The organism is Sphingopyxis sp. (assembly GCF_035998905.1).
Taxonomy (GTDB): domain Bacteria; phylum Pseudomonadota; class Alphaproteobacteria; order Sphingomonadales; family Sphingomonadaceae; genus Sphingopyxis.
Window position 1 is genome coordinate 1 of sequence record NZ_DASYHG010000030.1, and the last position, 21,491, is coordinate 21,491.

A 21,491-nucleotide genomic window follows, 5' to 3' on the forward strand; every position below is an offset into this window, starting at 1 on the left:
TCCCCTCTCGCTTGCGGGAGGGGCAGCGAGGCTTGCGAACTTGTTCGTTAGCCGCAGCGGGGTGGGCCTGATCGTAACGTGGCTGCCCACCCCCGACCCCTCCCGCAAGCGGGAGGGGAGAAGAACGGCCGCTACCGGTCGAAAGCCGCCGCAGCCGCCTACCCCATAACCCACTGCCGCCGCGAATAGCCCTGCGCCCACAAGAGCGCGGTCAGATCATGATGGCGGATCGCGGCGTCGGCCGCCTCGCCCGCGGCGGGGTGCGGATAATAGCCGATCCCCAGCCCCGCGCTCGTGATCATCGGAATATCGTTCGCGCCGTCGCCGACCGCCAGCGTCTCGGCGAGCGGCAGGCCGTGCTTCGCCGCCTCGGCCTTCAGCGTCTCGAGCTTCGCCGAACTGTCGACGATCGGCTCGGTCACCTTGCCGGTGAGCTTGCCGCCGGCGATTTCCAGCTCGTTCGCGATGATCCGGTCGAACCCGATCGCCTCGCCCACCGGGCCGGCAAAGGCGGTGAAGCCGCCCGAAATCAGCACCGAGTGCGCGCCATGCGCCTTCATCGTCTGTACCAAAGTGCGCGCACCGCGCGTCAGCTTCACCCGCTCCATCCGGCAGTCGACAAGCGTCGATTCGGGCATCCCCGCGAGCAGCCCGACGCGCTCGATCAATGCGGCGCGAAAGTCGAGCTCGCCCTTCATCGCGCGTTCGGTGATCGCCGCGATCTGCGGCTTCAGCCCCGCATAGTCGGCGAGTTCGTCGATGCACTCGACCGTGATCATCGTCGAATCCATGTCGGCGATGATCATCTTCTTGGTGCGGTCGCCCAGCGGCTGGACGACGATATCGAGCGCGCCATGGTCCATATGCGCCAGCTCCTTGCGCGCGCTGACAAGGCTGCCGTGAAAGACGATATCCGCCGCGTCATGCTCGTCGAGCCAGTGCGGGGCGCCGACATCGTGCCCCGTCGCCGCCAGCCGGTCTATCGCTTCGCGAACCACCTCGTCGGTCAGCTTTCCGGCTGCTATCAGCGTGGCTACGAACATGGCTGCTCCTTCTTCATTCTCCGGCGACGCGCCGCCTCTCGCACTTATTGCTGGCCCCACCGCCAGCGGCAAGAGCGCATTGGCGGTCGCGCTCGCAAAAGCGCTCGGAAACGGAACAGTCGTCAACGCCGACGCGAGCCAGGTCTATGCCGACCTTGCCATCCTGTCGGCGCGCCCGTCGGATGACGAGATGGACGGCGTACCGCACCGTCTCTTCGGTCATGTCGACGCTGCAGAGGCGCATAATGCCGCGCGCTGGGCCGATGAAGCGCGCGCCGTCATCGCCGCCGCGCACGCCGCGGGCGACGTCCCGATCCTCGTCGGCGGCACCGGCCTCTATTTCCGCACCCTCCTCGACGGGATCGCGCCTGTCCCCGAAATCGATCCCGATATCCGCGCCGCCGTGCGCGCACTCCCCGTCGCCGATGCACACGCCGCACTCGCCCAGTCCGACCCCGCCGCCGCAACACGTCTCAACCCCGCCGACACCACCCGCGTCGCGCGCGCGCTCGAGGTCGTGCGCTCGACCGGCCGCACGCTTGGCGAGTGGCAGGAGGCGCGCGAAGGCGGCATCGCCGGCACGGTCACGCTCACCCCGCTGGTCCTGCTGCCCCCGCGCGACTGGCTCCGCGCCCGCTGCGACCGGCGCCTCGTCCAGATGTTCGACGCGGGCGCGATCCCAGAAACCGGGGCGCTACTCGCGCGCGGCCTCGACCCCGCCCTCCCCGCGATGCGCGCGATCGGCGTGCCGCAAATCGCCAGCCATCTGCGCGGCGAGATCGGCCGCGACGAAGCGCTCGAAGCCGCGCAGGCCGCCACCCGCCAATATGCAAAGCGCCAATTTACGTGGTTCCGCCACCAGCCCCCGCCAGATTGGCTGCGCCACGAGGAATCATTAAACATCGATTCGATCAACAATTTAGCAATAATATTACGTGATAGATTGTTGACAGGATAGAATCATGCACCTATTGCCCGCAACCCTGTTGCAGCGCACAAGCGCTGCGTTTTTGTGCTGGAAGGAGTTTCGTCGTGACGGAAATGAGTGGTGCCGACATGGTGGTTCAGGCGCTGGTCGACCTCGGGGTCGACACGGTGTTCGGCTATCCGGGCGGCGCGGTCCTTCCCATCTATGACGCGCTCTTCAATCACCCGACGATCAAGCACATTCTCGTCCGCCACGAACAGGCGGCGACGCACGCGGCAGAGGGATATGCGCGTTCGACCGGCAAGCCCGGCGTCGTGCTCGTCACTTCGGGTCCCGGCGCGACCAATGCCGTCACCGGCATCACCGACGCGCTGCTCGATTCCATCCCGATGGTCGTGCTCACCGGACAGGTGTCGACCGCGCTGATCGGCACCGACGCGTTCCAGGAATGCGACACCGTCGGCATCACGCGCCACTGCACCAAGCATAATTATCTCGTCATGGACCCCGACCGTCTCGGTCCGATCCTGCACGAGGCTTTCCACATCGCGACGCACGGCCGCCCCGGCCCCGTCGTGATCGACATCCCCAAAAATGTGCAGGTCGCGACCGGCGAATATGTCGTGCCCGAAAAGATCCTGCACAAAAGCTATCGCCCGCAGGTCGAACCCGACGCCGACGCGATTGCAGAGGCCGTCGCGATGATCGCCGCGGCCGAGCGCCCGGTGTTCTACACCGGCGGCGGCGTGATCAACGCCGGCCCCGACGCGAGCGCGGCACTGCGCCAGCTCGTCGCGCTCACCGGCGCGCCGATCACCTCGACCCTGATGGGCCTCGGCGCCTTCCCGTCGGACGACGACAAATGGCTCGGCATGCTCGGCATGCACGGGACCTATGAAGCGAATATGGCGATGAACCGCGCCGACCTGATCATCGCGGTCGGCGCGCGCTTCGACGACCGCGTCACCGGGCGTCTCGACGCTTTCTCACCGGACTCGAAGAAGATCCACATCGATATCGACCGCAGCTCGATCAACAAGATCGTCCCCGTCGACCTCGCGATCGTCGGCGATGCCGGGCGCGCGCTCGATGCGATCATTACGGGCTGGCAGGCAGCGGGCCACAAGGCGCGCGACCTCGGCGAATGGTGGCGCCGCGTCGACGGCTGGCGCGCGACGCGCTGCCTCGACTTCCCCGAAAAGAAGGATCCGGCCGCCGACATCATGCCGCAGCGCGCGGTGAAGGCGCTGTTCGACGCGACGCGCGGGCGCGACCCGATCATCACGACCGAGGTCGGCCAGCACCAGATGTGGGCGGCGCAGCATTTCGGCTTTTCGGCGCCGAACCGCTGGCTCACCAGCGGCGGGCTCGGTACGATGGGTTATGGTTTCCCCGCCGCGGTCGGCGCGCAGATCGCGCACCCCGACCGCCTCGTCATCTGCATCGCGGGCGAAGCCAGCCTGCAGATGAACATCCAGGAAATGGGGACGGTCAGCCAGTATCGCCTGCCGGTGAAGATCTTCATCCTCAACAATGAATGGATGGGGATGGTCCGCCAGTGGCAGGAACTGACCTATGAAAGCCGCTATTCGAACAGCTATTCGGACAGCCTGCCCGATTTCGTGAAGCTCGCCGATGCCTATGGCTGGACGGGGCTGCGCATCGACAATCTGGGCCAGCTCGAAGACGGCATCAAGAAGATGATCGAGACCCCGGGTCCGGTCATCGTCGACTGCCGCGTCGCGCAGCTTGCGAACTGCTTCCCGATGATCCCGTCGGGCGCCGCGCACACCGAAATGCTCCTCCAGCCGAGCGACGTGACCGGCACGATGGACGACGAAGCCAAGGCACTGGTGTAAATCATATGAAAATCAAGACCGAAGCCGGCGAGCGCCATGTGCTCGCCATCACCGTCGACAACGAGGCCGGGGTGCTCGCCAAGATCACCGGGCTGTTCACCGCGCGCGGCTATAATATCGAAAGCCTGACGGTGGCCGATATCACCGCCGACCACGCGCTGTCGCGCATCACCATCGTCACCTCGGGACCGCCGCCGATCATCGACCAGATCATCGCGCAGCTCGACCGGCTGGTTCCCGTGCACAAGGTCATCGACCTCAACGACGCGGGCGAGGCGCATGTCGAGCGCGAGATCGCGCTCGTGAAGGTCGCGGGCACGGGCGACAAGCGCATCGAGGCGCTGCGCATGGCCGACGTCTTCCGCGCCAAGGTCGTCGACACGACGCTCACCAGCTTCATCTTCGAAATCACCGGGACGAGCGACAAGGTCGACCGCTTCATCGCGCTGATGCGCGAATGCGGGCTGGTCGAGGTCGGCCGCACCGGCGTCGTCGCCATCGCCCGCGGGTCGGAGGCGCTGTAAACACCGTTAACATTGGGCTTCGGCCTCACTCTCCACATCAAATCCCCCCCCTCGCGGGGCCACAGGACTAGAAGGGTTTTCCAATGCAGGTTTATTATGATCGCGACGCCGACCAGGATCTGATCAAGGGCAAGAAGGTCGCCGTCGTCGGCTACGGCAGCCAGGGTCACGCCCACGCGCAGAACATGCGCGACAGCGGCGTCAAGGAAGTCGCGATCGCGCTCCGCCCCGGTTCGGCGACCGCCAAAAAGGCCGAAGCCGCGGGCTTCAAGGTCATGTCGAACAAGGAAGCCGCCGAATGGGCCGACGTGATCATGATCGCCGCCCCCGACGAGCATCAGGCAAAAATCTACGCCGACGACATTGGCCCGAACATGAAGCCCGGCGCGGCGCTCGCCTTCGCGCACGGCCTCAACATCCACTTCGGCCTCATCGACGCGCGCCCCGACATCGACGTCTTCATGGTCGCGCCCAAGGGCCCCGGCCACACGGTGCGCAGCGAATATCAGAAGGGCGGCGGCGTCCCCTGCCTGATCGCGGTCGCGCAGGAAGCACAGGGCGCGGGCGCGTCGGGCAACGGCTTCGCCAAGGCGCTCGCCCTCTCCTACGCCTCGGCCGTCGGCGGCGGGCGCAGCGGCATCATCGAAACCACCTTCAAGGAAGAGTGCGAAACCGACCTCTTCGGCGAACAGGCGGTGCTCTGCGGCGGCATCACCCACCTGATCCAGGCGGGTTTCGAAACGCTCGTCGAGGCGGGCTACGCGCCCGAAATGGCCTATTTCGAGTGCCTCCACGAAACCAAGCTGATCGTCGACCTCCTCTATGAAGGTGGCATCGCGAACATGCGCTATTCGATCTCGAACACCGCCGAATATGGCGACATCAAGACCGGCCCGCGCATCATCACCGACGAAACGAAGAAGGAAATGAAGCGCGTCCTCGCCGACATCCAGTCGGGCCGCTTCGTGAAGGATTTCGTGCTCGACAACCAGGCCGGCCAGCCCGAACTGAAGGCGAGCCGCAAGGCCGCCGCGGCGCACCAGCTCGAAAAGACCGGCGCCGAACTGCGCGCGATGATGCCGTGGATCGCCAAGAACCAGCTCGTCGACAAATCGAAGAACTGACGGCCCAACAGGCCGTCACCCCGGACTTGATCCGGGGTCCAGTGGCGACGGGTCTTCCCCAGTCGCGGGCGAGGAGCTAGGGCCGGGTCATGGCATCCGACCTCTCCTTCGCCTGCGATTGCGGGACCGTCACTGGAACAATGCTGGGCGTCGGCCCGGCGCAAGGCGATCACCTGATCTGCCATTGCAGCGATTGCCAGGATCTCACCCACTATCTCGGCCATGCCGGACGCGTGCTCGACGCGCATGGTGGCACCGCGCTCTACCAGACGCGTTGCGCGAACATGCGGCTCGACTCCGGCCGCGAGCATCTCGCCTGCGTCCATCTGACCGGTAAACCGACCTTGCGCTGGTATGCCGCCTGTTGCCGCCTGCCGCTCTTCAACACCGTCGCGAACGGTAAATTCCCCTTCATCACGATCCAGCTCGCCGCCTGCGATCCCGCTGCACGCGAAGTCGTCGGACCGTCGCGCGGTCATATCTACACACAGGACGCGATCGGCGACGCCAGCCACCTGCCCCAGATGAGCATGGTCACGTTGATGCGACGCTTCTTCGTGCGAATGATCAAGGATATCGTTTCGGGCAACCGGCGACGCGCCGCGCTCTTCGACGCGGAAACCCTCGAACCCATCGCCAAACCTCATCGATTGACCGGCGAAGAAATGCTTGCGCTCCGCCGCCGCTGAGGCCGCACGCGCGGGTTTGTCATTTCGATCCGATGCCCTAAGGGAAGCCCCGATGCCGGGCCTCCCTCCCTTCTCCGCCCATCGCGCCGATCTCGCGGCGCTGGCGCGCGACAGCCGCCGCCGCACCCTCGCGCCGCGCGCGGGCCGCGATTTCGCGTCGAACGACTATCTCGGCCTCGCCGATAGCGAAGCCCTTCGCGCCGCGCTCGCCGCGGGCATCGAACGCGGCCTGCCCGCGGGATCGGGCGGCTCGCGCCTGCTGCGCGGCAACCACGCCGAACATGAAGCGCTCGAGGCGCACGCCGCGCGCCATTATGGCAGCGAGGCCGCACTCTTCTTCCCGACCGGCTTCGCGGCCAACGTCGCGCTCTTCGCCACGCTCCCGCAGCGCGGCGACCTCGTCGTCCACGACGAACTCATCCACGCGAGCGCGCACGACGGCATGAAACTCGGCCGCGCGGGGACGATCGCGGCAAGGCACAATGATGCGCAGGCCTTCGCCGACGTCATAACGCGCTGGCGTGCCGGCGGCGGTGCGGGCACCCCGTGGATCGCGGTCGAAAGCCTCTATTCGATGGATGGCGACCGCGCGCCGCTCGCCGATCTCGCCGCGGTCGCCGACCGCCACGATGCGATCCTCGTCGTCGACGAGGCGCACGCGACCGGCGTTTTCGGCCCCGGCGGCGCGGGCCTCGCGCACGGCCTTCCGCGCCGCGACAACCTCGTCACCCTCCACACCTGCGGCAAGGCGCTCGGCGCCGAGGGCGCTTTGCTCTGCGGTCCCTCGATCGCGTGCGACTTCCTCGTCAACCGCGGGCGCCCCTTCATCTTCTCGACCGCGCCGTCGCCGCTGATGGCGTGGCTCGTCCGCCAGGCGATCGAGGTCGTCGCGAACGAGCCCGAGCGGCAGGGGCGTCTCCACGGCCTCGTCCGTCACGCCGCCGAGCGGCTCGTCCCGCTCGGCATCCCCGCCAGCGGCACCCAGATCCTGCCCGTGATCATCGGCGACAACGACCGCACGATGCGGATCGCGGGCGATCTGCGCGACGCGGGTTTCGACATTCGCGGCATTCGCCCGCCGACCGTGGCGCAGGGAACCGCGCGCCTGCGCATCGCGATCACGCTCAATGTTGACGAGGATAACATCGACGACATGGCCGACGCGCTGGCGTCGGCGATGGCCGCGGCATGACGCGCTTCGTCGTCACCGGCTCCGACACCGGCATCGGAAAAACCATCTTTTCTGCCGCTTTGGCGCAGGCCACCCGCGCGCCCTACTGGAAACCGATCCAGTCAGGCCTCGAAGAAGAAACCGACAGCGAGATCGTCGCGCGCCTCGCGGGCGTGCCGGTCCGCCCCGAAGCCTACCGCCTCGTCACCCCCGCCTCGCCGCATATCGCCGCCGAAATTGACGGCGTTAACATTGAGGTCGAAAAGCTGACCCCGCCGCCCGGCAAGCTGATCGTCGAAGGCGCCGGCGGCGCGCTTGTCCCGGTGACGCGGCAGACGCTCTACGCCGACCTCTTCGCGAAATGGCAGGTACCGGTGATCGTCTGCGCGCGCACCGCGCTCGGCACGATCAACCACAGCCTGCTCACGATCGAGGCGCTGCGGTCGCGCGGCGTCCCGATCCACGGCCTCGCCTTCCTCGGCGACGCGGTCGAGGACAGCGAGGCGATCATCGCCGAAATCGGCGGCGTCCGCCGCCTCGGCCGCCTGCCGGTCATCGCCCCGCTGACGCCTGAAAGCCTCGCGCAAGCCTTCGCAGCAAACTTCGATCTCACGGACTTCCATTAAACTTCGTCATCCCCGCGAAAGCGGGGACCCAGCGAAATGAGAAAATCCACCCGCAGGGTGGCATTCGACCAGCAACGGTGCCACTGGGTTCCCGCTTTCGCGGGAATGACGAGGTAAAAGATGACGCAAAACCCCACCTCCCCCGTCTGGCACCCCTTCACCCAGCACGGCCTCGGCGACCCCATCCCGCTGATTTCGCACGCCAAAGACGCGCGCCTCTACGACGTGAACGGCCAAAGCTGGATCGACGGCATCTCCTCATGGTGGGTCACCACGCACGGCCACGCACACCCGCGCATCATGGCAGCGGTCCGCGCCCAGACCGAAAAGCTCGACCAGCTCATCTTCGCCGGCTGGACGCACGAACCCGCCGAAAGCCTCGCCGCCGAACTGGTCCGCATCACCCCCGCCCCGCTCACGCGGGTCTTCTTTTCGGACTCGGGCTCGACCAGCGTCGAGGTCGCGCTCAAGATGGCGCTCGGCTACTGGTATAACATCGGCGAGGCGCGCAGCCGCATCCTCGTGCTCGAACACAGCTATCATGGCGACACGATCGGCACGATGTCGGTCGGCGAACGCGGCGTCTACAACCGCGCGTGGCAGCCGTTGCTGTTCGACGTCGACACCATCCCCTTCCCGCACGAAGGCATGGAGCAAGCCACGCTCGACGCGCTCGAGGCCGCCTGCTCAGCCAAACCCGCGGCCTTCATCGTCGAGCCGCTCATCCTCGGCGCGGGCGGCATGCTCATCTACCCCGCATGGGTGCTCGCCGAAATGCGCGCGATCTGCGCGCGCCACAATGTCCTCTTCATCGCCGACGAGGTGATGACCGGCTGGGGCCGCACCGGCACGCGCTTCGCCTGCGATTCTGCGGGCGTCATCCCCGACATTGTCTGCCTCTCGAAAGGCCTCACCGGCGGCAGCCTGCCGCTCGCGGTCACGCTCTGCATCGAACCGATCTTCGCAGCGCATTTCTCGGCCGACCGCGCGAAGACCTTCTATCATTCGAGCAGCTACACCGCGAACCCGATCGCTTGCGCCGCCGCGAACGCCAATCTCGAAATCTGGCGCGACGAACCCGTCCAGCAACGCATCGACGCGCTCGCCGACGCGCAGGCTGCACATCTCTCGCTGCTTTCGCACGACCCGCGCGTCGCCAACCCGCGCCGCCTCGGGACGATCGCAGCGCTCGACATCGTCGTTTCCGACAGCGGCTATCTCTCGAACCTCGCCCCGCGCCTGATCGCCTTTTATCGCGACCGCGGCGTCCTCCTCCGCCCGCTCGGCAACACGCTCTACGTCATGCCGCCCTATTGCATCACCGCCGACGAACTCGCGCAGGTCTGGGACGCGATCAGTACATCCCTCGGGGCGGTTCGGGATCCCGCCTGATCGCCAGCTGCACGACATCGCCCCGGTCCAGCGGCACGCGCACCAGCCGTTCGAATTTCGCGCGCGCGCCGGTCATCACATAGTCGTTGATGCCGAAATCGCCGGTCGCGGGATCGACGCCCGTTTCGGGCCCGACGTCCAGATAGCGCCCGCGAAAGCGGACGAGCGGACACACGCGATACCCCGCGAGGCATAGCTCGCGCGCGCCGTAAAAGCCCGAAATCGGGTCATGGACGATCCCTTCCCTGGGAGAATTCATGGTGCCGAGATGATAATTGGGGCCCATCGCCTCGCCGCGCGCATAGAGTTTGCCCCGCGCGGGGGATTCGACGATCACGAGCTGCCAGCTGTTCCAGAACGCCGCGCGCGCCAGCTTGCGGCGCAGCGCCGGATCGTCGACCGCCGACAGGAAGCCCGCGGTCCCCTGATCGGCATAGATCTGGGGGGCGCCCGACGCGAAGTCGGGCCGGTCCTTCGCCATCTGCCATAGCGCCTCGGTCCGCTCGCGATAAGCCGTGCGGAAGCAGCCGATACGATCCCATTTCTCGATCATCGCCATGCACGTATCGCGCTCGCGCAGCCATTGTCGCTGTGTTGCCACGACCGACCGGTCGTTTCGCCAGGCGAGGACATAGGCTTCGTTCAGTTCGCGATCCACGTCCGCAAAGGCCGAAGGCGCGCCGGCCTCATCCCCTGACCGCTCGCGGCAGATGTAATGTTCGGTGACCGAACGCGCGCGGTTGCAATCGAAGCCCGGCGTTTCGGGCCGGTCGAGCGCGGCCCACACCTGACCGAGTTCGCCCCGCGACAGCACGACCCGGCCCGATTCCGGCCTGGCGCCGACCCAGTCGTATCGCGCGGGCGTCCAGCTCGTCGGTTCGACCAGCACCGGCCCCGCGATCCGGCTGCGGCGCAGCCAGTCGAGCTGGATCATGTGCAGCCGCGTGTTCGCGATCGTCGCGCCGGTCAGGTCCCAGTCGGACTTCGACGCCATCAACAACGCCGCGCCTGTCAGATCCGCGCCGGCGAGTGACACGCCCGAACTGTCCTGCCCGCAATTATCGTCCTGCCCCAGCCCGCAGCGGAATTCGAAGCCCCTCATATTCGCCGACTGGAAACTGGCGCCCTTGATCGAATGCAGCGCGGCGCCCTCGAACGAACTGCCCGACAGGTCCGCGTAGGATGCGTCCACCTGCTCCATCTTGGTCCGCTGAAACCGCGCCCGCCGGAAGGTCGCGTGGCTCAGGTTGGCCCGGTCGAGCGTCGATGCGCGGAACTCCAGCCCGCGCCCCTCGAACCCCCGCCAGTCCGACGCGTTGAGCTCGGCATTATGGAAGCGACTGTTCGTCCCGCGCGCGCGCGTCCATTTCGAATGCACCAGCTTTGCATTGCTGAAGCAGAGGTTCGAAATATCCTGCCCCGAAAAATCGGCGTGCGGCAGGACGAGCCCGTCGAAATTGACCTGCTGCCCCGGATAAAGCCCTTTGATGCGGACGATCTCGGCGACCGACCGGATCGCGCCCGCCTTGATCTCGACCCCCTTGGGACAGGGCTGCCACGCGAGGGCCGGCTGCGCGGCAAAGGCGGCCAAAACACCGGCGACGATCGCGAGACGGGAAAGCATCCTGTTTTGGCCCCCTCCTGAAAACAGCAGCGTGCGCGACCGATTCCACGGCCGGGCTGCCTCGTCGTTCATGCGCTTCCTTTTCATCCGGAGCAACGCGCAACCGACGCTCCAGCCAAACGATGGAGAGGGTCTGGTTTTCGGCGTTCGAGCCCCCATCTGGACAACATCGCTCCCATGCCGGCCACCGCAGTTCGGCTTAGGTTCATCTAAGCCGCTCAATCTGCGACGCAGGGGATATGGGGTCCGGGAATAAATCGATCATGCAGACAAAAGCCGTCCTCCTCCTCCCCCTGTTCGCGGCGCTCGCCTTCGCCGCGCCGGGCCATGCGCAGGATGACGGCTCGCTTGCGCAATCGGGTCATCCGCCGGAGCGCACCTCGGTCCTCTATACCTATGGCGACGAGCCCTGCCCCGAACCCAAGGGCGACGAGATCGTCGTCTGCGCGCAGCAGCCCGAATCCGAACGCTACCGCGTCCCCAAGGAGCTGCGCGAGGAGTTGAAGGAGGATGAGGTCGCCGGCGGCGGCAGCTGGGCCTCGGCCGTCGACGGTTACACCAATGGCGCCGCGGCGGCGAGCCGCCCGAACAGCTGCTCGCCCGTCGGCTCCTATGGTTTCACCGGCTGCGCTGCCGCGGCGCTGCGCCAATGGTTCGAGGCGCGCCGCGCCCCCTGACGCCGGGCATCGCCCGCCCATACCCCGCACGGGGTATGACACCCCATGCAAATCGATGATACCCGCCGCCGATCAACGGCTTGCCTCGGCCAGCCGGTGGATGATGGTGGGCGCTGCGTTGCACGGCAACGGGGCGCCCGGCCTGAGGGGGGATATCGGCGGCTCGCGACCCGCCGCCGGTATCTTCCGGTCCCCGATATCGCCTAGCGCAGCAGACGGTTCACGAGCGCCGCCAGTTCGGCCTCGCGCCCGACCTCGCTCTTGCGCAGGATCGACTTGATCTGCGTACCCAGCGTCTGCGCGCTGGTGCCGCGCTCCGCGGCGATCGCCTCGCGCGCCTCGCCGTTCGCCAGCCGCAGCGCAATCTCCGCCTCCGCCGCGGTCAGCCCCAGCGCGGCGCGCAGCGGCGTGGTCCGCATCGCCGGAATATCCGCCGCACGCCGCGCGACGACCAGCACCCGCGGCTCGAAACCGAAATCCCATTCGCGCCGCGGCAGGCGGAACAATTCGCAGAGCAGCCCGCCCTCTGCGTCGTCGGGCGACCCGATCCAATATTGCTGCATGGCTTCTCCCGGCAACGCGCTCTCGAGCGCGCGCGCCAGCCCAGCCTGCAACAACGCATCGGTATCGCGCCGTACAGCGCCCAGCCGCCCGCGGCGCAGGCACAGCGCCCCGCCCGCACGCTCTCCGACGATCGTTTCGGCCGCGGCCGAGAGCGCGGCGACCGCGCCGTGCCGGTCGATCAGGAACGCCGCGACGCCGATCGCATCGAACGCGCCGACGGTCATCGCCGCGCCGCGCTGCGCGATCGCCTGCTGCATCCGCACCGCCGCCAGCGCATAGGTCGCGCCCGCGGCGAACAGCTTGCGGTCGCGCGCTTCGGTGCGGCCGTCGTCCTCGGATCGGAGCGCCGCCAGTCCGACGAGGAACCCTTCGCCCTCGACCAGCGCGGTCTGGCAGCCGTGGACCCCGTCCCAGCGGCGGATGTGCTCCTCATAATCGTCGGTGCCGCTGTGCCGGCGCGCAATATCGTAATGCGCCTCGCTCAATATCTCGAGCGGCCGCGCGCTCACCGCGACGCGCCAGTTCACCTCGGGCCGCCAGCCCTCGATCTCCAGGAATTCGCGCTGATAGGCGGGGTCGATGTCGGGCAGGAAGTTGAACAGCGTCGCTTCGTCGCCGATCCCCAGCAATTGCGCGCGCGTCGACCGCGTCCGGCGCGCGAGCAGGCGCAGCGCCGCGTTCCACCCGTCCGCCTCGAACGGCGCCGCCAGAAAGGCATTTTCGACCTCGCCCATTTCGCGGGCAAACAGGCTATCCATCACGCAAGGCCCCCCAGCCTTCGTTCCTTATCGCATTGCACCATGAAAGCGGGCGCGGAGCAAGCCCGTTGCGGGCGCCGGGCGCTGCAACCAGAACCGAAACGCTGCGTTTCTCCGGGGCTTATTGACGCCGTCCCTCGCCTTCGCCTAGCTTCGCGCCTTCCCCAACAGGAGACTGTCCCATGCGTCGCATCCTCCCCTATGCCGCCCTTGCCCTCGTCGCCGTCGTCGCGACCCCGATCGCCCTCGCGCAGGGCGGCTCCGCCCCCGGCGCCCCCGACAAATCGCGCGTCACCGCGGGCACCTACGCCGCCGACGCCGGCCACACGATGGTCGTGTGGGAAGTCGATCACCTCGGCTTCAGCAAATATACCGGCATCTTCGGCGACGTGACCGGCACGCTCGTCATCGATCCCAAGAATCTCGCCGCGGCCAAGGTCGACGTCACGATCCCCGTCGCCAAGGTCACGACCGCCAGCGCCGGGCTCACCAGCCACCTGCTCCGCGCGGGCAAGGACGGCGGCAAGCCCGACTTCTTCGGCGCCAACCCCGCCGACGCCAAATTCGTCTCGACCAGCGTCGTCCTCGACGACGACGGCGACGAGGCGAAGGTCACCGGCAACCTCACGCTCAACGGCGTGACCAAGCCCGTCACCCTCGACGTCGATTTCCACGGCGCGGGCGTCGGCATGAACAAGAAGGAAACCATCGGCTTCCAGGCCGAAACGACGATCAAGCGCAGCGATTTCGGCATCAACATGGGCATCCCCTATGTCAGCGATGCCGTCGAACTCGAAATCCACGCCGCGTTCGAAAAGCAGTAAGGGTTTAACAGCGCGGCACCGGCCCGCTCCCCCACCCGGCCTCCCTAGGTTACTATCGTTGGGGAGGCCGGGTGGGGGAGCGGGCCGGTGCCGCCGAAATGCGCCGTCAGGCGCATTTCCAGACAGACGCACCCAATCTGTCACACGCGCCGCGTAAGAACGGGGCGGGACCGGCGCTGGTCCCGCCCTTTTTCGTACAGGAGCCGTGTGATGAGCGAACTGGTACGCGAAATTGTCGAAGTGAACGCGTCGATCGACGGCGACGAGGAAAATCCGCTGCTGGTCGTCGAGGCCGAGGGGCTCGCCCCCACCGCGGGCTGGGCGAATGTCCGGCTCGACCCGCATGTCTATATCACCCCGCCCGACGACGGCGTGCAGGATTTCGACCTCGTCGGCGACCGTCCTTCCGGCGATGCCGCCGAAGTCCTCTCCGAAGTCGAGGCCGCATGGGAAGGCCCGCTCGAGGATTGGGTGATCGGCGTGCGCGTCCACGCGGTCGACAATCTGATCGAGGACGAGGTTTACGAACCGTGGGACGAGGACGACGACGCGAGCGAAGCCGCCTGACCTTCGCCCGGCGAACATCCCCTGCACTGCGCCGGGCCGCGAGCCCCCTTGCGGCCCGGCGACATTTTCGGTTCATCGCACAGCCAGCCAAGGCGGCGTAGCCTCCCCTCGATTCAAGGGAGGATCCTCATGCGCCATATCCTGCTTCTCGCTCTCGCGCTCACCGCCACCCCCGCGCTGGCGCAGGCCAACCCGCAGATCGACTATCCGGCCTTCCAGGCGCTCACCGCCAGCGTCGCCCCCGCGCGCGCGACGCGCCTGATCGCCTTCGACGCCTTCAAGGCAGAGGCCGCAAAGCCCGGCACCCTCCTCCTCGACGCGCGCTCGAAGGACGCCTTCCAGCGCGGCCATATCAAGGGCGCGGTCAACCTGCCGCTCACCGACTTCACCGCCGAAAGCCTCGCCGCGGTCGTCGGCGCCAATCCCGGGCGCCCCATCCTCATCTATTGCAACAATAATTTCTCGAACCACCGCAGCCCCGTGCCGCTCAAATCGGCGCCGCTCGCGCTCAATATCCAGACCTTCATCAACCTCGTCGGCTATGGCTATCCCAACGTCCTCGAACTCGCCGACGTCGTCGATTTCAACGATCCGAAGGTCGAATGGGTGGCTGGCTGAGTCCGCACCCCACGCAATTTTCGCACTCCCCCCTTGCCAAACGCGACATTTTGAACCAATAGCCTCCCCATGCGCGGCAACGCCCTTCTTCTTCTGCGACTTACACGCCCTTGGGCGTGACACTGGCTGCGCGCTAGTCGCGGCCACCCGCTCAAGGGTCCGATCGACAAGCACTCGCAACCACCAGAAGAAGTTTTCACACCATGACCATGCTCCGCGACCCCTCGGTCAAGTATAGCGCTTTCCCGCAGGTTCCCTTGGCGAACCGCGAATGGCCCGGCCGCGTCACCACGAGCGCGCCGATCTGGCTCTCCACCGACATGCGCGACGGCAACCAGTCGCTGATCGACCCGATGGATGCCGAGAAAAAGGCCCGCTTCTTCGACCTGCTCGTCAAATGCGGGTTCAAGGAGATCGAGGTCGGCTTCCCCAGCGCCGGCGCGACCGAATTCGACTTCATCTCGGGCCTCGTGAAGAACGGCCGCATCCCCGACGACGTCACGCCGCAGGTGCTGACGCAGAGCCGCGCCGACCTCATCCGCACCAGCTTCGACAGCCTCGCAGGCGCCAAAACCGCGATCGTCCACGTCTATAATGCGGTCAGCCCCGCGTGGCGCAAGATCGTCTTCGGCATGGAGATGGACGAGATCAAGGGCATCGCGATCGAGGGCGCGAAGCAGCTCCGCGACAATGCCGCGCGCCTGCCCGGCACCGACTGGCGTTTCGAATACAGCCCCGAAACCTTCTCGACCGCCGAGCTCGATTTCAGCATCGCCTGCTGCGAAGCGGTGATGGACATCCTCCAGCCGACGACCGACAAGCCGATCATCCTCAACCTCCCCGCGACGGTCGAGGCGTCGACGGCGAACATCTACGCCGACCAGATCGAATATTTCTGCAAGAACCTGCCCAATCGCGACCGCGCGATCATATCCTTGCACACCCACAACGACCGCGGCACCGGCGTCGCCGCGGCCGAACTCGGTCTGCTCGCGGGCGCCGACCGCGTCGAGGGCTGCCTGTTCGGCAATGGCGAGCGCACCGGCAACACCTGCCTCGTCACCGTCGCGCTCAACATGTACACGCAGGGCGTCGACCCTTGCCTTGACTTCTCGAACATCGACGAGGTCATCCAGACGGTCGAATATTGCAACAACCTGCCCGTCCACCCGCGCCACCCCTATGGCGGCGAGCTCGTCTACACCGCTTTCTCGGGCAGCCATCAGGACGCAATCAAGAAGGGCTTCGCCGCGCGCGAGCGCCAGAATGACGAGAAGTGGGAAGTCCCCTATCTCCCCATCGACCCCGCCGACCTCGGCCGCAGCTACGAAGCGGTAATCCGCGTCAACAGCCAGTCGGGCAAGGGCGGCGTCGCATGGGTGCTCGAACAGGACAAGGGCCTGAAACTGCCCAAGAAAATGCAGGCGAGCTTCAGCCATGTCGTCCAGGCACTTGCCGACCAGACGAGCCGCGAACTCGGCGCCGAGGATATCTGGCACGCGTTCGAGGGCCAGTATCTGGCGACCGAAGCCAAGCGCTTCCAGCTCGTCGACTGGTCGGAGACGCACAGCGGCGCCGACCGCATCTTCGCCGGCAAGCTCACCATCGACGGCATGCAGCGCAGCGTCAGCGGCCGCGGCAACGGCCTGATGTCGAGCGTCATCGCGGCCTTGAGCGAGAGCGGCGGCCCGGTGATGGACATCGTCGACTATAGCGAGCACGCGATCGGCCAGGGCAGCAATGTGCAGGCCGCGGCCTATGTCGAGTGCCGCACCGCGGACGGGAAAAGCCTGTTCGGCTGCGGGCTGGACACCGACGTCGCGACGGCGAGTGTGCGGGCGATCCTCTCAGCCGCGAACGGCGCGTAGAAGTCCGCCCCTCCACCGCTTCGCGGTCCCCCTCCCCATCGCTACGCGACAGGGAGGATTGGCGTACTCAAATCCTCCCTGTGCCGAAGGCATGGGGTGGGGGACCGCCGCGAAGCGGTGGTGGAGGGGCCCCTAGCGCGACGCCAAAACCAACCGAACCACCCCATCAACAACAGCATCCACATCCTTCAAAACATCAACCGCCGCCACCCGCACAACAACAAACCCCTGCCCCCTGAACCATTCATCGCGCAAAGCATCCCGCTCCACCCGGGCATCATGCACCAACCCATCCACCTCAACGATCATCCGCGCATCCGGCGCATAAAAATCCGCCACATAGTCCCCCACCGGATGCTGCCGCCGAAACTTCACCCCAGCCGGTCGCAAGCGCAACCGCTGCCAAAGCAAAACCTCCGGCGGCGACAAAACCCGCCGCAACCCCCGCGCCATTTTAACAGTAGCCTTCGAAGTCGACCGCACCCCAACACTCCCACCCCAATCCTCCCTGTGGCCGAAAGGCCATGGGGAGGTGGCAGCCGCAAAGCGGCTGACGGAGGGGCCAAAAGCGCGGGCGCCGCCGCCCCTCCACCAACGCCTACGGCGTCGGTCCCCCTCCCCACGCCTACGGCGCAGGGAGGAAATCAGAAACCCCAACCCGCACCACCCCGGACCAAACCCCAAATCCTCCCTGTCGCGAAGCGATGGGGAGTGGCAGACGGCGCGTAACGCCAGCGGGACCGCTCGCGCAGCGAGTGGCGGAGGGGCCGTGATCAATGGTCTATTTTCGAATTCAGTATGTTGAATGCGACCCCTCGTTCACGCAACGTCACGAAAAATGAGAAGCGGTGTAATCGCATGTGCCGCCGCAGGCCTGCCCAACGTCACCCGAACAATCGGCGCTAGCATCTTAGAGACTTGACCGATTACGCTGTGTGTCAGTCCAAAATCGTCATCGTTGAATTGCTGCGACAAGTCCGGTGTAAGGTATTCCGGGTGAGCACTCAAAATGCCTAAGATAGACCACTCTCCGGACATCGTATCACCGTAAGTCAACGTGATATCGCTCGCCGGCGCAACCAGATACTGCTGATCTAACGTGCACCAAACGAGCCCTGCGCTATTTCCAATTTTTGTCAGGAGTCGTGCATGCACAGCGTGAGGCATGATCTGGATCATATCCAGAAATATGTCCTTATTCTCCTGCTCCTCCCGCGCAGCGGCTTTCTGAGCGGCGGTCATATTGCCAATCTTTTGCCCTAGACCCGCGCCACCCTTAATTCTGCGCTGAATGGATGGTGCCTTCCAAGCTTCTTTAAACATTCCTAAATCCTGAATACTGAGATATCCAGTCACCCGTACAAATTGGCCAATGCTGGCATCACCAATATCGCGCTGAATCATATTCCGTTCAGTCAGAACATTTAGAAATTGGCGAGCATTTGTCCAAAAGGGATCGTAGACGCGCTCCAGACTTTCTGTGCCTGGCTCGCTCGGGGAAAGCTCAAATTCAACCTTTCCCCCGCCCAGTAGCGGAACCTCTCCGCCGACACCGATCTTTTTGCCTCTCTTGGAATTTTTACTCGCAGTCTCTGCCTTTGTTAGCCCGGTAAGAAGACCGCTGCTATCAAATTGGGAAAGAAAAGAAGCGATTCTGCGACTGTCATGATAAAGAAAATCAGAGACAGAAGCGCCTTCAACAGACCGGCTTTGAGATATTGCTAAGTCATCATCTGGCATACCACCTCCCCAATTACCGCCCTACATCTTAGGCGTCCCTGCCTACCGTATCGGCTTTGGACAAAATGAGCCAGAGTTTGGAAAAATCCAAGATTTGAACGATCCATCTGATCACTTCGAAATGATCTATGAACTCTGGCGCGGCTCAAACCTCAAATTCCCCTTTCCTACAATTTACCTATATGGTTCATTCTGTCGGTTTCACCCAACCGAAAGGACGAATCGATGGACGACTCCCCGCACGACCCTGCGCATATCCCCGCCCCCGGCAGCTATCACTGGACGCCGCGGCTCCAGCGCGACTTTCTGGAGGCGTTCGCCACCAACGGGTCGGTGAAGATTTCGGCGGCGAAGGTCAGCATGTCGCCCGGCGCCGTCTATCAGCTCAAGCAGCGGCCCGAGGGCGCGGCGTTCCGGCTCGGCTGCGCCGCGGCGCTGCTGATCGCGCGCGGGCGGCTCGTCGACGAGCTGCTCGACCGCGCGATCTGGGGGCATGACGAGACCAGCGAGGTGCAACGCGAGGACGGCCGCAGCTTCGTCAAGCGCCGCCGCATCGACAGCCGCCTCGGCCTCGCGATGCTCGCGCGGCTCGACAAGATGGTCGAAACCCGCGCCCCAAAAAGAGGAGAATGGCCGGGCGAAGAGATGCTCGCGCAGATCGTCGCGGGCGACTGGCCGGGCTTCCTCGCGCTGTTCGACGTTGCAGAAGCCGCACGCGGCGGGGGCGAGGCCGCCCGCACCGCTGCCGCCGAAGGAGCGGCCGCAGAGGCACCCGAAAGCGAACAGGATACCGGCGCCGCAACCGGCCCGGCCGAGGGAATGCCCGCCGCGCTCGCGCTCTGGCTCGCGGGCCGCGACAACCGCGCCAACCCGCTCGCCAGCCTCTGGCGCGGCACCGCAATCGCGAATGAAGTTGCGCAGTTTTCCGCCGCTTCCGACGCCGAGGCCGAAGGCGCCGACGAGGCTGAACCGACCCCCGAGCAGGCGGCGGCCACGATGACCGTCTGGTACGACGACGAAAGCAGCGAGCTGCGCACCAACTTCCCGCCGCCCGACGGCTTCGCGGGCACCGAAGACGGCCAGTTCGGCGACCCCGACTATGAACGCGCGCTCGACGTCGACGAGGAGGTCGCGTGGGAGGAAGCGCGCGCCGAAGCCTTCGCGCCGCTGCGCCTCGCCGGCGAGGCCGCGCGCCGCGCCTTCTTCGCGCTGCCCGATCCCGCCAACGATCCGGCGCCCGAAGGCGGAAAGGCGCGAACATCGGCGAGCGGCTGACCCACCCTCCTTCGTCACCCCGGACTTGATCCGGGGTCCCGCTCAGCATCGTCGAAAAGCTGGACCCCGGATCAAGTCCGGGGTGACGGTGATGGAGCTGTCCCGACTACCGAATGCCCCGGTCATATCCTGCATGGACTCGCCCACGCCCCGCCGCATAGAAGCCGCCCATGTTCACTCACCGCCTCGCCGCCCCCGCCGACCTCGAAGCCCTGCGCGCCGTGATGGCGCTCGCCATCGCCGAGTTGCAGAAGGGCTTCCTCTCGCCCGAACAGATCGCGGCGAGCAACGCGGTGATGGGGCTCGATACGCAGCTGATCGCCGACGGCACCTATTTCATCGTCGAGGAGGACGGCCGCATCGCGGGCTGCGGCGGCTGGTCGCACCGCGCGACGCTCTATGGCGGCGACCACAGCAAGGATCTCCGCGACCCTGCGCCGCTCGATCCCGCGGTCGACGCCGCGCGCATTCGCGCGATGTACACCCACCCCGATTTCGCCCGCCGCGGCGTCGGGCGGCTGGTGATGACGCTGTGCGAGGATGCGGCGCGCGCCGCGGGCTTCGCCCGCGCCGAGATGATGGCGACGTTGTCGGGCGAGCCGCTCTACCGCGCGTGCGGCTATGCGCCGATCGAGCGGATCGAAGCGCCGGGGCCGGACGGCGTCGCGGTACCGCTGATCCGCATGGGCAAGGCGCTCTAGTCAATCCTTGCAGGACATCCAGGGGCGTCCGGAAAGCGCCCGTGTGCGGTTAATCGACGACCCAATAATCGGTCGCCCCGCCCGGCTCGTGACCGCGGCGACAGATGATGTCACCGTCCTGCGTCAGCTCGGCCCAGTCGCCGATCGGCTCGCGCTCCATCAAGACGAGCGCTGCGGCGACGTCCTCGGCCTCGAACGCCACGCGCTTTTCCATCCCGAACCACGCATCGCGGTATCGCAGCACATAGGTGGTGAGCGGGGGAGCGGAATCGGCCGGGGAATCGGGACGCGGCAGACAGTCGCATTCGCCGTCGCCGGAGCCGCTGGGATATGGCTGGGGGAACTTCATTGGGGGGAGCCTTCGGTGGGGGAAACGAAGGGGACGGTTTCGATGGCGTGTTCAGCCGAGACCGTCGCCGGGGCGAAAGGGGTTTGCGATACGTCTCCTTGCCGCGCTCTGGCCCGCGCAGGACATGGATGGCGCCGCGATCGACGGCGCACAATCCAAAAAGATATAATATTTCATTGCCATACCGCCGCCGTTCCGCTGCCGGGCGTTCGACGAGCGGCGTCATCGAATCGACAAACGACTTGACGGTCGCCGCGCAGCATCATGTGCCGCCTTGCTCGAACGGCTGCCGCAGGATAACATATAAAGAATTCTTTATATCGCTGTTGACAAGCCTTGCGTCCGCACTATGCTCCAGGCTGTCGAGGTTCTCCGCTTCGTTTGCACGGAGTGGAGCTAAGACGGGAAGCCGGTGAAAAACCGGCGCTGCCCCCGCAACTGTAAGCGGTGAGCGGCGGTCGATACGTGTCACTGGTCCGGCAAGGGACCGGGAAGGCCAGACCGCCGCGTCGATCCGTGAGCCAGGAGACCTGCCTCGTCAGATACGTCCTCCGGCGGGGTGTCCGGTCA

General features: G+C 66.0%; 21 protein-coding genes and 1 riboswitch. Of the genes, 15 read left to right on the forward strand and 6 right to left on the reverse strand.

Annotated elements, in window-relative coordinates:
• Positions 1-158: 158 nt before the first annotated feature.
• Positions 159-1,043, reverse strand: coding sequence for a phosphoserine phosphatase SerB (serB, locus tag VGN62_RS19510; protein WP_327457052.1), 885 nt, complete (start codon positions 1,041-1,043; stop codon positions 159-161).
• Between serB and miaA the strand changes: the two genes are divergently transcribed.
• The 8 genes from miaA (at position 1,042) to VGN62_RS19550 (ending at position 9,356) form a co-directional block, all read left to right on the forward strand.
• The gene (gene miaA / locus VGN62_RS19515; RefSeq protein WP_327457054.1) at positions 1,042-2,001 is read left to right on the forward strand and encodes a tRNA (adenosine(37)-N6)-dimethylallyltransferase MiaA; all 960 of its coding nucleotides are present in this window, start codon (positions 1,042-1,044) and stop codon (positions 1,999-2,001) included. The two genes, serB and miaA, sit on opposite strands and share 2 nt — an antisense overlap.
• A gap of 74 nt (positions 2,002-2,075) precedes the next feature.
• Complete coding sequence (locus VGN62_RS19520) at positions 2,076-3,830, forward strand: acetolactate synthase 3 large subunit (protein ID WP_327457056.1); 1,755 nt, start codon at positions 2,076-2,078, stop codon at positions 3,828-3,830.
• A gap of 5 nt (positions 3,831-3,835) precedes the next feature.
• Positions 3,836-4,354: an acetolactate synthase small subunit gene (ilvN, locus tag VGN62_RS19525; protein WP_037518885.1), complete on the forward strand. Its 519-nt coding sequence runs from the start codon at positions 3,836-3,838 to the stop codon at positions 4,352-4,354.
• An 83-nt stretch (positions 4,355-4,437) separates the two neighbouring features.
• Positions 4,438-5,478, forward strand: coding sequence for a ketol-acid reductoisomerase (gene ilvC, locus VGN62_RS19530; protein ID WP_327457058.1), 1,041 nt, complete (start codon positions 4,438-4,440; stop codon positions 5,476-5,478).
• Positions 5,479-5,567: 89 nt separating this feature from the next.
• Complete coding sequence (locus VGN62_RS19535) at positions 5,568-6,167, forward strand: DUF6151 family protein (protein WP_327457060.1); 600 nt, start codon at positions 5,568-5,570, stop codon at positions 6,165-6,167.
• A gap of 52 nt (positions 6,168-6,219) precedes the next feature.
• Complete coding sequence (locus tag VGN62_RS19540; protein WP_327457062.1) at positions 6,220-7,359, forward strand: 8-amino-7-oxononanoate synthase; 1,140 nt, start codon at positions 6,220-6,222, stop codon at positions 7,357-7,359.
• On the forward strand, positions 7,356-7,964 hold the full coding sequence (gene bioD / locus VGN62_RS19545) for a dethiobiotin synthase (RefSeq protein WP_327457064.1): 609 nt from the start codon (positions 7,356-7,358) through the stop codon (positions 7,962-7,964). Before VGN62_RS19540 ends, bioD begins: the two co-directional genes overlap by 4 nt.
• Positions 7,965-8,084: 120 nt before the next feature.
• Positions 8,085-9,356, forward strand: a complete 1,272-nt coding sequence (locus VGN62_RS19550; protein WP_327457066.1) for an adenosylmethionine--8-amino-7-oxononanoate transaminase — start codon at positions 8,085-8,087, stop codon at positions 9,354-9,356.
• On the opposite strand, the gene VGN62_RS19555 is transcribed toward VGN62_RS19550, so the two are convergent.
• Positions 9,319-10,980 carry a pentapeptide repeat-containing protein gene (locus VGN62_RS19555; RefSeq protein ID WP_327457068.1) on the reverse strand — a complete coding sequence of 554 codons (1,662 nt, stop codon included), beginning with the start codon at positions 10,978-10,980 and terminating at the stop codon, positions 9,319-9,321. The two genes, VGN62_RS19550 and VGN62_RS19555, sit on opposite strands and share 38 nt — an antisense overlap.
• Before the next feature lie 263 nt (positions 10,981-11,243).
• Here VGN62_RS19555 and VGN62_RS19560 point away from each other — a divergent pair, with 263 nt between their 5' ends.
• Positions 11,244-11,657: a hypothetical protein gene (locus VGN62_RS19560; RefSeq protein ID WP_327457070.1), complete on the forward strand. Its 414-nt coding sequence runs from the start codon at positions 11,244-11,246 to the stop codon at positions 11,655-11,657.
• A 203-nt stretch (positions 11,658-11,860) separates the two neighbouring features.
• Here the strand turns inward: VGN62_RS19560 and VGN62_RS19565 are convergent, their stop codons facing one another.
• A complete protein-coding gene (locus VGN62_RS19565) occupies positions 11,861-12,982 on the reverse strand; it encodes a helix-turn-helix transcriptional regulator (RefSeq protein WP_327457072.1) in 1,122 nt (373 codons plus the stop codon).
• A 179-nt stretch (positions 12,983-13,161) separates the two neighbouring features.
• Between VGN62_RS19565 and VGN62_RS19570 the strand changes: the two genes are divergently transcribed.
• The 4 genes from VGN62_RS19570 to leuA all read left to right on the forward strand — a co-directional run bounded on the left by VGN62_RS19570 (position 13,162) and on the right by leuA (position 16,856).
• Positions 13,162-13,803 carry a YceI family protein gene (locus tag VGN62_RS19570; RefSeq protein ID WP_327457074.1) on the forward strand — a complete coding sequence of 214 codons (642 nt, stop codon included), beginning with the start codon at positions 13,162-13,164 and terminating at the stop codon, positions 13,801-13,803.
• A 210-nt stretch (positions 13,804-14,013) separates the two neighbouring features.
• On the forward strand, positions 14,014-14,370 hold the full coding sequence (locus tag VGN62_RS19575; protein WP_327457076.1) for a hypothetical protein: 357 nt from the start codon (positions 14,014-14,016) through the stop codon (positions 14,368-14,370).
• 129 nt (positions 14,371-14,499) lie between these two features.
• Positions 14,500-14,988 carry a rhodanese-like domain-containing protein gene (locus VGN62_RS19580; RefSeq protein ID WP_327457078.1) on the forward strand — a complete coding sequence of 163 codons (489 nt, stop codon included), beginning with the start codon at positions 14,500-14,502 and terminating at the stop codon, positions 14,986-14,988.
• Positions 14,989-15,191: 203 nt separating this feature from the next.
• Positions 15,192-16,856 carry a 2-isopropylmalate synthase gene (gene leuA / locus VGN62_RS19585; protein ID WP_327457080.1) on the forward strand — a complete coding sequence of 555 codons (1,665 nt, stop codon included), beginning with the start codon at positions 15,192-15,194 and terminating at the stop codon, positions 16,854-16,856.
• 132 nt (positions 16,857-16,988) lie between these two features.
• Here leuA and VGN62_RS19590 read toward each other — a convergent pair whose 3' ends face one another.
• Together VGN62_RS19590 and VGN62_RS19595 are read right to left on the reverse strand one after the other, a co-directional pair.
• Positions 16,989-17,309 carry an endonuclease domain-containing protein gene (locus VGN62_RS19590; RefSeq protein WP_327457082.1) on the reverse strand — a complete coding sequence of 107 codons (321 nt, stop codon included), beginning with the start codon at positions 17,307-17,309 and terminating at the stop codon, positions 16,989-16,991.
• A 366-nt stretch (positions 17,310-17,675) separates the two neighbouring features.
• A complete protein-coding gene (locus tag VGN62_RS19595) occupies positions 17,676-18,596 on the reverse strand; it encodes a DUF6414 family protein (RefSeq protein ID WP_327457084.1) in 921 nt (306 codons plus the stop codon).
• Between the two features lie 225 nt (positions 18,597-18,821).
• On the opposite strand from VGN62_RS19595, the gene VGN62_RS19600 reads away from it, so the two are divergent.
• Both VGN62_RS19600 and VGN62_RS19605 read left to right on the forward strand, forming a co-directional pair.
• Positions 18,822-19,871 (forward strand): hypothetical protein, encoded by a 1,050-nt coding sequence (locus VGN62_RS19600; protein ID WP_327457086.1) that lies wholly within the window; start codon positions 18,822-18,824, stop codon positions 19,869-19,871.
• Positions 19,872-20,041: 170 nt separating this feature from the next.
• Positions 20,042-20,572 carry a GNAT family N-acetyltransferase gene (locus VGN62_RS19605; RefSeq protein ID WP_327457088.1) on the forward strand — a complete coding sequence of 177 codons (531 nt, stop codon included), beginning with the start codon at positions 20,042-20,044 and terminating at the stop codon, positions 20,570-20,572.
• 49 nt (positions 20,573-20,621) lie between these two features.
• Here the strand turns inward: VGN62_RS19605 and VGN62_RS19610 are convergent, their stop codons facing one another.
• Positions 20,622-20,921 carry a hypothetical protein gene (locus tag VGN62_RS19610; protein ID WP_327457090.1) on the reverse strand — a complete coding sequence of 100 codons (300 nt, stop codon included), beginning with the start codon at positions 20,919-20,921 and terminating at the stop codon, positions 20,622-20,624.
• A gap of 348 nt (positions 20,922-21,269) precedes the next feature.
• Positions 21,270-21,473, forward strand: a riboswitch (cobalamin riboswitch).
• The last annotated feature ends 18 nt before the right edge of the window (positions 21,474-21,491 follow it).

Excerpts from the sequence above, each read along its gene's own strand:
- miaA (WP_327457054.1), top strand. The coding sequence starts at position 1,042 with ATGGCTGCTCCTTCTTCATTCTCCGGCGACGCGCCGCCTCTCGCACTT.
- serB (WP_327457052.1), bottom strand. The coding sequence starts at position 1,043 with ATGTTCGTAGCCACGCTGATAGCAGCCGGAAAGCTGACCGACGAGGTG.
- ilvN (WP_037518885.1), top strand. The coding sequence starts at position 3,836 with ATGAAAATCAAGACCGAAGCCGGCGAGCGCCATGTGCTCGCCATCACC.
- ilvC (WP_327457058.1), top strand. The coding sequence starts at position 4,438 with ATGCAGGTTTATTATGATCGCGACGCCGACCAGGATCTGATCAAGGGC.
- VGN62_RS19535 (WP_327457060.1), top strand. The coding sequence starts at position 5,568 with ATGGCATCCGACCTCTCCTTCGCCTGCGATTGCGGGACCGTCACTGGA.
- VGN62_RS19540 (WP_327457062.1), top strand. The coding sequence starts at position 6,220 with ATGCCGGGCCTCCCTCCCTTCTCCGCCCATCGCGCCGATCTCGCGGCG.
- bioD (WP_327457064.1), top strand. The coding sequence starts at position 7,356 with ATGACGCGCTTCGTCGTCACCGGCTCCGACACCGGCATCGGAAAAACC.
- VGN62_RS19550 (WP_327457066.1), top strand. The coding sequence starts at position 8,085 with ATGACGCAAAACCCCACCTCCCCCGTCTGGCACCCCTTCACCCAGCAC.
- VGN62_RS19555 (WP_327457068.1), bottom strand. The coding sequence starts at position 10,980 with ATGCTTTCCCGTCTCGCGATCGTCGCCGGTGTTTTGGCCGCCTTTGCC.
- VGN62_RS19560 (WP_327457070.1), top strand. The coding sequence starts at position 11,244 with ATGCAGACAAAAGCCGTCCTCCTCCTCCCCCTGTTCGCGGCGCTCGCC.
- VGN62_RS19570 (WP_327457074.1), top strand. The coding sequence starts at position 13,162 with ATGCGTCGCATCCTCCCCTATGCCGCCCTTGCCCTCGTCGCCGTCGTC.
- VGN62_RS19575 (WP_327457076.1), top strand. The coding sequence starts at position 14,014 with ATGAGCGAACTGGTACGCGAAATTGTCGAAGTGAACGCGTCGATCGAC.
- VGN62_RS19580 (WP_327457078.1), top strand. The coding sequence starts at position 14,500 with ATGCGCCATATCCTGCTTCTCGCTCTCGCGCTCACCGCCACCCCCGCG.
- leuA (WP_327457080.1), top strand. The coding sequence starts at position 15,192 with ATGACCATGCTCCGCGACCCCTCGGTCAAGTATAGCGCTTTCCCGCAG.
- VGN62_RS19590 (WP_327457082.1), bottom strand. The coding sequence starts at position 17,309 with ATGGCGCGGGGGTTGCGGCGGGTTTTGTCGCCGCCGGAGGTTTTGCTT.
- VGN62_RS19595 (WP_327457084.1), bottom strand. The coding sequence starts at position 18,596 with ATGCCAGATGATGACTTAGCAATATCTCAAAGCCGGTCTGTTGAAGGC.
- VGN62_RS19600 (WP_327457086.1), top strand. The coding sequence starts at position 18,822 with ATGGACGACTCCCCGCACGACCCTGCGCATATCCCCGCCCCCGGCAGC.
- VGN62_RS19605 (WP_327457088.1), top strand. The coding sequence starts at position 20,042 with ATGTTCACTCACCGCCTCGCCGCCCCCGCCGACCTCGAAGCCCTGCGC.
- VGN62_RS19610 (WP_327457090.1), bottom strand. The coding sequence starts at position 20,921 with ATGAAGTTCCCCCAGCCATATCCCAGCGGCTCCGGCGACGGCGAATGC.